The sequence below is a fragment of the Syntrophorhabdaceae bacterium genome (assembly GCA_028713955.1).
Lineage (GTDB): Bacteria > Desulfobacterota > Syntrophorhabdia > Syntrophorhabdales > Syntrophorhabdaceae > UBA5609.
Map to the genome: position 1 here is coordinate 1 of JAQTNJ010000115.1, position 9712 is coordinate 9712.

General features: G+C 47.2%; 10 protein-coding genes. 3 read left to right on the forward strand and 7 right to left on the reverse strand.

What is annotated here, in order from left to right; translation table 11 throughout:
• From topA to thiL, 6 genes are all read right to left on the reverse strand, one after another.
• The coding region (topA, locus tag PHU49_10365) for a type I DNA topoisomerase (protein ID MDD5244409.1) at positions 1-1452 on the reverse strand (1452 nt) is incomplete at its 3' end.
• A 72-nt stretch (positions 1453-1524) separates the two neighbouring features.
• Positions 1525-2589 carry a DNA-processing protein DprA gene (gene dprA / locus PHU49_10370; GenBank protein ID MDD5244410.1) on the reverse strand — a complete coding sequence of 355 codons (1065 nt, stop codon included), beginning with the start codon at positions 2587-2589 and terminating at the stop codon, positions 1525-1527.
• A 33-nt stretch (positions 2590-2622) separates the two neighbouring features.
• Positions 2623-3258 (reverse strand): hypothetical protein, encoded by a 636-nt coding sequence (locus PHU49_10375; GenBank protein ID MDD5244411.1) that lies wholly within the window; start codon positions 3256-3258, stop codon positions 2623-2625.
• Positions 3259-3281: 23 nt separating this feature from the next.
• Positions 3282-4022: an RsmE family RNA methyltransferase gene (locus PHU49_10380; GenBank protein ID MDD5244412.1), complete on the reverse strand. Its 741-nt coding sequence runs from the start codon at positions 4020-4022 to the stop codon at positions 3282-3284.
• On the reverse strand, positions 4019-4981 hold the full coding sequence (locus PHU49_10385) for an HD domain-containing protein (GenBank protein ID MDD5244413.1): 963 nt from the start codon (positions 4979-4981) through the stop codon (positions 4019-4021). Before PHU49_10385 ends, PHU49_10380 begins: the two co-directional genes overlap by 4 nt.
• A complete protein-coding gene (gene thiL / locus PHU49_10390; GenBank protein MDD5244414.1) occupies positions 4978-6006 on the reverse strand; it encodes a thiamine-phosphate kinase in 1029 nt (342 codons plus the stop codon). The genes PHU49_10385 and thiL overlap by 4 nt, the downstream gene beginning before the upstream one ends.
• 209 nt (positions 6007-6215) lie before the next feature.
• Between thiL and PHU49_10395 the strand changes: the two genes are divergently transcribed.
• The 3 genes from PHU49_10395 (at position 6216) to rpmB (ending at position 8264) form a co-directional block, all read left to right on the forward strand.
• A complete protein-coding gene (locus PHU49_10395; protein MDD5244415.1) occupies positions 6216-6860 on the forward strand; it encodes a DedA family protein in 645 nt (214 codons plus the stop codon).
• A complete protein-coding gene (locus tag PHU49_10400; protein ID MDD5244416.1) occupies positions 6844-7389 on the forward strand; it encodes a DUF192 domain-containing protein in 546 nt (181 codons plus the stop codon). The genes PHU49_10395 and PHU49_10400 overlap by 17 nt, the downstream gene beginning before the upstream one ends.
• Before the next feature lie 683 nt (positions 7390-8072).
• Complete coding sequence (rpmB, locus tag PHU49_10405; protein ID MDD5244417.1) at positions 8073-8264, forward strand: 50S ribosomal protein L28; 192 nt, start codon at positions 8073-8075, stop codon at positions 8262-8264.
• A gap of 216 nt (positions 8265-8480) precedes the next feature.
• On the opposite strand, the gene PHU49_10410 is transcribed toward rpmB, so the two are convergent.
• The coding region (locus PHU49_10410; protein ID MDD5244418.1) for a TGS domain-containing protein at positions 8481-9712 on the reverse strand (1232 nt) is incomplete at its 5' end.

Here is a 9712-nt window from a genome sequence, read left to right on the forward strand (position 1 = left end):
CGTGACGATCGTTGCATACGTCGAGGGGCGTCCGATCCCCTTCATTTCGAGGGTCCGTATCAGAGAGGCCTCGGTATACCGTGACGGCGGACTTGTGAAACGCTGCTCCGGCAGTATATCAATAAGAGAGAGCCCCTGGCCCTCCTTCATCTCCGGAAGCCTTTTCTTCTCTTCCCCGTTATCGTCGCCTTCCTCTTCATAGATCCTTGTGAACCCGTCAAAGAGGACCTCGGAACCGCGAGCGACGAATGTAAAATCAGCGACCTTTATATCGATGGTCTTTGTCTTTAATCTTTCCTGTTCCATTTGTGAGGCAACGAATCTCTTCCATATCAGGTCATAGAGCGAAAAGAGGTCCTTGTCGAGGTACGGTTTTACCCTGTCGGGGGTTAGATGGACGAGCGTTGGACGTATCGCTTCGTGCGCGTCCTGGGCGCTCTTCCTGTTTTTAAAAAAATGCGGTTTAGCCGGCAGGTATGTCTTGCCAAAGCTCCCTTCTATGTAATGCCTCGCCGCGAAGGCCGCTTCACTGGAGATCCGCACGGAGTCCGTCCTCATATATGTGATAAGACCCGTCGGGCCTTCCTCGCCGACATCGATCCCTTCATAGAGTTTTTGCGCCAGCATCATGGTCTTCTTCGGTGAGAAGCGCAGTCTCCGCGACGCCTCCTGCTGCATCCTGCTTGTAATAAAGGGCGGCTGCGGGAAAACGTTTTTTTCCTTTTCCTCGATTCTGTCTATAATAAACTCCTTGCCCTGCAGCGCGTCCCTGATATTCTTTGCCTCTTCTTCAGAAGGTATCCTCAACTTCTTATTGTTCTTCTTTTCGAGGGTAGCGGTAAAACGTTCACCTGACGGCAACTCAAGCTCAACATCGATGACCCAGTATTCCTCTTTTACAAAGGCATCAATCTCTTCTTCCCTGTCGCAGACGAGTCGCAGCGCTACGGACTGCACCCTCCCTGCAGAGAGTCCGTAACTGACCTTCTCCCATAGAAGGGGACTTATTTTATAACCGACAAGCCTGTCGAGGATTCGCCTGGCCTTCTGGGCATTATATTTTGCTTCATCGAGCCTGGTGGGGTTTTGCATAGCATCGAGGACACCCTTTTTGGTGATCTCATGAAACAGGACCCTCTCAATCTCTTTGTCCTTGCCGATAACCTCTGCCACGTGGAACGCGATGGCCTCGCCTTCCCTGTCCGGGTCAGAGCCGATATATATCCTGTCGGCCTCTTTGCCTATCTTTTTGATCTCATTAACGATCTTCGATTTTCCTTTCAGGACAAGAAATTGCGGCGCAAAGTCCTTATCAATATCGACACCGAGCTTGCTTTTCGGCAGATCTTTGATGTGGCCGACAGTTGCCTTGATGACATAGTCTTTTCCAAGGAATTTCGAGAGTGTCTTCACCTTTGTCGGTGACTCAACAACTAATAATGATTTACCCATTCCTATTCTCCCAACATGGCTGATAGCCATAGCCGTCAGCTCATAGCAAAATCTTTAAAAATAAACCATGAGCTATGATCTATGAGCTGTCTTTATATAGAATCCTCCATGCAACTGCCTGATAGTCTCTTTCATTTCAAGCCTTGTCAATACTGCCATGACCTGTTTTGCTTCCATTTTGCTTTTCTCGATAACTTCATCGATATGGGTTCTCTGGAAACCAACAAGAGCATATATATACTTCTCATTGCCGTCAAGCTCAACATTTTCTTTTTTAACAAAACTGACTCCGGGGAAACAGGTCGTTACAATATCCTCGATGCCGTCAACGAGTTTCGCACCTTCTTTGATGAGTTTATTCGCTCCGCGGTACTCCTCGCTGAAGACGCTTCCCGGAATTGCCATTACCTCCCTGCTATATTCAAGGCCAAGCCGGGCGGTAATCAAAGAGCCGCTTTTCTGTGAGGCCTCTATGACAAGGATACCTTTTGCGAGCCCCGCGATGATCCTGTTCCGTTCCGGAAAATGAAACTGAAGTGGTTGCTCTCCGGGCATATATTCAGTCAGAACCACAGCCTCATCACCCATTCTTTCCATGAGCTTTTTGTTTTCCGGCGGATAACATATGTCAATGCCGCAACCGAGAACGCCGATCGTTTTTCCTTCGCCCTTTAAAGCCCCTTTGTGGGCTGCAGAATCAACACCCCGGGCAAGGCCGCTTACGATAGTGATGCCGACGGAGGAGAGGGTCTGCGCTATCTTTTCAGCAAGGTTCATCCCTTCGAAGCTTGCCCTCCTTGAACCCACTATCGCCAGCGTATCTGTTCCCAGGGGGAGGGGACCTTTCTTGTAGAGGACTATCGGGGCATCGGGAATGTTCCTTAACAACTGCGGATACTCCTTGTCTTTAATGGTGAGCACGGCGGCTCCCATTTCTTCAAGCACTTTAAGATCACTCGCTATTCCTTTCCAATCCGTGAACGACGATATGGGTGCTGTTAGATCGTTATTGTAATATCTTGTTTTTCCTTCAAAGAGAGGGCCCAGCTCCTCACATCCATCGGCTATCTTCCGTTTTTGAATGTTGTCGAGACTCCTTATCCTTGAAAGAGCTATGCAGGCAATTCGTTCATCCATGACACACCGGAATATATGGAGTATAGAGATCTGCTATTTTGACTCTCCGTATTTAAACCGTGCAAGATAATAAAACCCCATGTTGTAAAATTCCTTCATCACGATAAACCTTGAGGTGCCTTCTTTCCACCATCTGTCCATCGTAAAATATGTAACAGTCACGGGTTTTATCATGTATACAACCTTCGCGTCCCCTTGTGATGAATTATAAAGGAGGTGGAATCGCCGTGAAGCATATTCCGGCACGATGATAATAATCTTTTTGTACCCCATTCCCGCAAATTTTTCCTTTATCTTTGCAGCCCTGAGGACTTCTCCGCCCTCTGCCTCAAGACCCTTTACAACGCTTTCCTTGATGCCTCTCCCCTTTGCCATCTTCTGAATAAGCTCGGTAAGACTGACGCCGAATATCTTGTCTTCTTCCACGAAGATCGCCTTACCGTTCCCTGCCCAGTAATCCCTGAAAGATTCTGTATATAGTTCCCCATTCCTGTCCTCAATGAACCTCGGCACAAATATAATATCTGCCTGGACGACCTTGTCCTCATACCTGAACTGTTTCCCGATCATCTTCAATGTAAGGGGATGTATAAAGATGCCGGCAATGACCATACATACAATGAGTATAAAGATGAGGCAACCGCATCCTACCTTGCCATGCTGTCCCATAATCCCTCCCTTGTTCTTCCCCGTCATTTCTTGCTGTATTCGTAGAGAATGACAGACAGTACAATCAGCGGGGTTGTTTCGGTCCTGAAGATATTTTCACCCAGGGTACAGGTTACGAAACCATTTTCTTTCAGCCATGCCACTTCGAGTTCGTCAATGCCGCCTTCAGGGCCTATCACTACGCATATCTCTCCTCCCACCCCGGAGGAGAAGACGTCTTTCATTGTGGCGTGCTTCTCTTTTTCATAGAGGGCCCAACGGGTCTTGATGTTCTCAACCCATGACAAGATACCCCGAAGCGGTGTCGGTTCAATCACTTCAGGGATGGTGAATCTGCCTGATTGACGGGAGGCCTCAATGGTAATCCTCTTCCAGCGTTCATATTTGCCTTTTTCCTTCTCATCGAATTTGACGAGCGTCCTTTTAAAGATCGTGGGGAGGATCCTTTCAACACCCAGTTCCGTTGCCTTTTCGATAAGCCAGTCCATCCTGGGTCCTTTAATGGGGCTGACACAGAGTGTGACCTTTGGTCTTTTATCCTCAGGACGATGAACAACATCAAGGACCTGCAAATAGAGTTCCTTGCTTTTGATGCTGTTAATCACGCACCGGTAGAGGTATCCCTTGCCGTCGATGAGGTCGATCCGGTCGCCGTTTGCCTTTCGCAGGACGCTGACGATATATTTATGCATTGGTCCGGTGAGGAGTGCCATGCCGTTTTTCATCTTCAGTTTGTCGACAAAAACCCTTCTAATCTCCATCATCCATTGTCCGGTGTTTTATAAAACTTTGATTCGTAGAGCCGGTGGTATTCCGTCCATTTCTCGTCTTCCATGTTTTCTTTCATATGTTCCTTTACACCCATGACCTTCGCGTCGAGGTTGTCCAGATAATGTACCACAATAGCCTCAATGCACATAGGTTTCCTGGGAGAGCCCCATTCCTCAACCCCGTGATGGCTTATAATGATATGGGAAAGGATATCGGCGATAGTATCGGGAAAGCCGGGGATGTCCTTGATCAGTTCCTCGAATATCATGACACCGAGGGTAATATGCCCGAGGAGCCTTCCTCTGTCTGAATATTTAAAACCACCCCTGATCGTCATCTCTTCGATCTTGCCGATATCGTGGAGCAGACACCCTGCTGTAACCAGATCAACATCTCCCCCGACACGATCAACGATCTTCCTGCCCATCTCAGCCACTGATAGAGAATGTTCAATAAGCCCCCCGATATATGTATGATGAACACCGATCGATGCGGGGAAGAGAAAGAATCTTTTTAATATGTCTTCCCTCCTGTTGAGCGCATCAAAGAGGGATTGTATATGAGGGTCACGGATCTCTTTTACAAGACCCTCATAGTTTTTGCGCAACTCAGTATCAGAACGCTCACTGACAGGAAAAAACTCCCGGATAAGTTCCGGCAGCAAGGTCTCTTCTTTCTCTACATTTTCTACTATTAACTGCAGTTTGCCCTGATAGGATTCTACCCTTGACTCCACATAAACGAGGTCGTTTTCTTCAAAGCGGGTTTTTAAGCGATCGACCCTTTCATCCCAGATCTTTGCTTCGATCGAGCCGGTCCTGTCCCGCAAGCTCAGACCGATAAATTTCTTGTTGTTCCTGGTGGAGTAAATACCCTTTTTAATGACAATGAAATAATCATTGATCCTCGCATGGTCCTGAGTAATGTCTTTGACAAAGGTCTCTTTGTTCATTGCGTGGTTCCGAAATGTTCGTAGCCTTTTGTAGTGAGCCTTATCTCCCTGTCGCCATCAAAGAGTCTGACCCCCCGTTGCCTGACGACCTCTCCGATGACGGAGATTGCAAAACCTTTTTCACGAATCTTTTCTACCACAGAGGCCTTATTCCGGGGGAATGTGAAAAGGAGCTGGTAATCTTCCCCGCCGGAAAGGGCGAGCGTCTGGAGCCCCTGTCTTTTCAGGACAGGCGGTATGGGGATATCTTCGAGATAAAGATGCGCGCCCGCCTTGCTCTCGGCCATCATCCTTTCGAGGTCAATGATAAGGCCGTCGCTGATATCCATCATAGCCTCAGTTATACCACTTTTTACCAATTCCTTCCATACGTCATAGGGCGGTCTTGGACTCTGATACCTCTTTATGTATCGGTTTGGAGGTTTTGCCGCTGAACCATTTTGCAGGAGGTGCAACCCGTAAGCGCTCTCGCCGAGATATCCCGTCACCCCGATGAGGTCGCCTTGCCTCGCTTTATTCCTGCCAAAGTATTTCTTGCCAATTACCTTACCCACCATGGAGATATCGATGAAAAAATCCCCTTTGGTTGACACCGTATCGCCTCCGAGGAGGTACACATGGAACTCCCGGGCCGCCCTGTCAAGGCCCTTATAGAGGATCTGAACGTCTCTGTATGAAAATCTTTCCGGCATGCCTATGGTAACAAGAAAATAAAGCGGTTCTGCCCCCATGGAAAGGATGTCGGATACATTGACGTATATGGCCTTTTTCCCGACATCGAAGGGGTCTGCAAAGGAGAATTCAAAATGGACATGCTCTACGAGGGCATCCTGAACAAACACGTATTGTCCCTGTTTAAGGTCCACAACGGCCCCGTCATCACCGATACCGCGCACGATAGAGCCCGACTTCCTGCCGAACCTTCTTAGCTTCCTTATCAATTCATTTTCTGATAGTTCCATAGTAAGGACAACATCATACCAGTTTACAGGAAAACTTTCCAATCTGCATTTTTTATAAAGCATATGTTGCCTGCTCCCCCCTGTAGGCTTGCCGGCTAAGAGCTATCAGCAGTCAGCTATCAGCGATCAGCAAACAGCAGGCTGAGGTTAAGGCTAAGGTTAAGCAAACTCCGGTTTTCCTCAACCTCAACCTTAACCTGATTCTTCTTGCTGTGAGCCCCCGTATCATTGTAGTATACAGCCTGATATCAGACCCTTTGTGAGGAGAGCAGGTGGATTTCTTAAAAACTGTTTTTGATTTTGTTATACACATCGACGTGCACATGAGCGCAATTATCCAGGCCTATGGTACCTGGACCTATCTGATACTCTTTCTCATCATCTTCTGTGAAACCGGCCTTGTTGTGACCCCGCTTTTGCCGGGCGATTCCCTTCTTTTCGCTGCGGGCACATTTGCCGCGAAGGGAGACCTGGACGTAATGTGGCTGTTTATCCTCCTTTCCATTGCCGCTATCCTGGGGGATACGGCGAACTACTGGATAGGAGATTATATGGGTCCCAGGATATTCCATAAAGAAAATGTCCGTTTTTTAAATAAGGAATATCTGGACCGCACCCACCAGTTTTATGAAAAATACGGCGGTAAAACGATCATTATAGCGCGGTTTGTACCTATCATCAGGACCTTTGCCCCTTTTGTCGCCGGGATCGGGAGCATGACGTATCTGCGCTTTATCAGTTATAATGTTATCGGTGGTATTGCCTGGATTGCAGCCTGTGTTTTTGCAGGATACTTTTTCGGGAATATACCAATTGTCAAGCAGAACTTTACCATCGTAATCTCCGCAATAATCGTCATATCTATATTGCCAGGTGTTATAGAATTTATCCGTCAACGCAATGAGCACAGAAAATAAGAAAAGATTGCAGATTGCAGATTGCAGATTGCAGAGCGACGAACGCCTGAACGGGAACATCTTTTTTTCCTTCCCGGCATTACTCGCGCTCATTATTGCATGTGTTGTCATGTCGGGGTATTTCTTTGCTGCGCATGGCGGAGAGAGACAGGTAACCTTTTATAATGCAGAGGGGCAAAGGACATGCGGCTTCAACGTCGAGCTTGCGCTTACTCCCGAGGAACAGGAAAGGGGCCTGATGTTCAGGGAAAAGCTTCCGGATAATGGCGGTATGCTTTTTCTGTCGAATAGAGATGAGGTGCGATATTTCTGGATGAAAAATACCCTTATCTCTCTTGATCTGATCTTTCTGAATTCAAAGCGCAAGGTCGTCAGCGTTTTCCACTCAGCGCGACCTATGGACGAAACAACGATCAGTTCGCTCTATCCTGCCAGATATGTCCTTGAAGTAAAGGCCGGCAGGGCAAAACAATGCGGCATTAAGACCGGAACACAGGCACGGTTTATTAATATACCCGTAAATCGTTAGGCGAGAAATGCAGCGGAGAGCAGAGAGCTGAGGGCAGAGAGTGGCCGCTGGATACTCGTCACTGGTCGCCGGATACTGGCGACTTCTTCGGCTATCAGCTCATGGCAAACTCGATACTCGATTATCGATAATCGACGCTGACGGCTGTATGCCGACTGCTAACGGCTATCTACTATTACACTGCCTCTTTGTGGCTTCTTTTACGGTTCACTATATACGAACTACGATATACGGCCTTTCATGGGCTGTCCTTGGTTTTCCACATAAATTGTGCAATAGCTGTTGAAAAGTTGTAGAATGACGCTCCCAACTGTTTGAGTTCCCGATCTTTTATTGAATTTTGCCTGTTGAGAATGCAGCAGGAAAAACCTAATGTATCCAATAGTTATTAAAAAAAATTACCACTTTAATTCCTTTTATATATGAGGGTTTGTTCCCCGGGCACACCCAGTATCCATAGGCATCTATCCGATACTGATAAAAGCGTTCTCTAAGACGTCAACTTCATTGGTCTTCCTGAACGTTCCCCAGGGTTTTGTAAAGGCGCCCTGAATTTCTTTGAAGCGTGCCGGTTTGCGGGTATATAGTTGAAATGTATTGACATTCAAACGACGAAATGGGTAAAATGCATATCCCTGATATAGACTGTATGTGGTAATAGCAATACATTATTGGAGGCATTCATGGCAAGGGTTTGTGAGATATGTGGTAAAGGTAAACAGGTTGGCCACAATGTGAGCCACGCAAACAACAAGACCAGACGGGAGTGGTTGCCCAATTTACAAACCGTCAGGATCGTTAAAGACGGGACCACTAAAAAGGCAAAGATCTGTACCAAATGTATAAAAAAGGGTAATTTTCAGAAGGCAATCTGACAGAAAGGATTCCTCCCCCCAACTCTCCCCTTAAAAAGAGAGCTCACGACAGATATCTATCAATGAGATTGCCACGCTTCGCTCGCAATGACAAAACGCTACGTCCTGCGGGCTCGCAATGGCCTATCACCCGATACCTATTACCTTACCACCTATTACTTTTCACTTTTCACGATATCAGTTGATGGCTGATGGCTGAAAGCTGATCGCTTACTGCTATATCGTTCCGCGGATCCTTTCCACTGATCTTACGCCTTTTATCTTCTGGATTGATTTGATGATCTTCTGTAATTGCGACATATGGCTGATCTCAATTTCATACATGCCTGCAGCTGATCTGTCAGGGTAGGTCATCGCCTGGGCGCTGATTATATTTGCCTTGTTGGAGGCCATAACGGAGCTTATATCGGACAGGAGCCCTTTCCTGTCGCTTCCGATAATCTTTAATCGTACAGGATAGGTAGTATCTTTGTTCAGTTGCCATGAGACCTCAACCTTTCTTTGTTCGTCATAGGTGTGGACATTGGAACAGTCTGCCACGTGTATCGTCAACCCCCGGCCCCTCGTAATGAAACCGAAGATCTTGTCTCCGGGGATGGGGTTGCAGCATTTTGCAAATCTTACTACCAGTCCGTCGATGCCCTGAACCTTGATGGAGCTGTCCCGGCCTTTTTTGAAGCTGCTTATAAGCGTCTTCAGTTTGCTCGGTTTTTCGCTTTCCGGAATAGTCTTACCCAGGACCTGTAGCGGCGTATATAGCCCATAGCCCACGCTTGCGAAGAGATCCTCAACAGTCTCAAAACTGAATTCTTTCGAAATGGTCTGCAACTCTCCTGACTTGAGAAGTTTTGCGAGGTTTTTGTCATGCTTGGTCAGTTCTTTATCGAGCAAGGCCTTACCAAGCTCGATACTTTGCTCCCTCTGTTCGGTCTTTATCCATTGCCTGATCTTTGTCTTTGCCTTGGAGGTAACGACAAAATTCAGCCAGTCCTTGCTTGGTTTGTGAGAGGGGTTTGTCTGTATCTCAACGATGTCACCGCTTTTTAAAACATAGCGAAGGGGGACAAGCTTCCCGTTTACCTTTGCGCCGACGCATCGATGCCCCAGATCAGAATGAATGGCATAGGCAAAATCTATCGGGGTAGCTCCTTTTGGCAGGTCTCTCACATCTCCCTTGGGTGTGAATACGTAGACCTCATCTGAAAAGAGGTCGATCTTGAATATCTCCATGAACTCCTTGTTGTCTTTCAATTCATGCTGCCACTCTATGATCCTTCGTAACCAGGCAAATATCTTGTCCTCTTTTGCATCGAATACCTTCCCCTCTTTGTACTTCCAATGAGCGGCGATGCCTTCCTCGGCAATCTTGTGCATCTCATGGGTCCTTATCTGGACCTCGATCTTCTCACCATAAGGGCCGATAATCTTCGTATGGAGTGATTGGTACA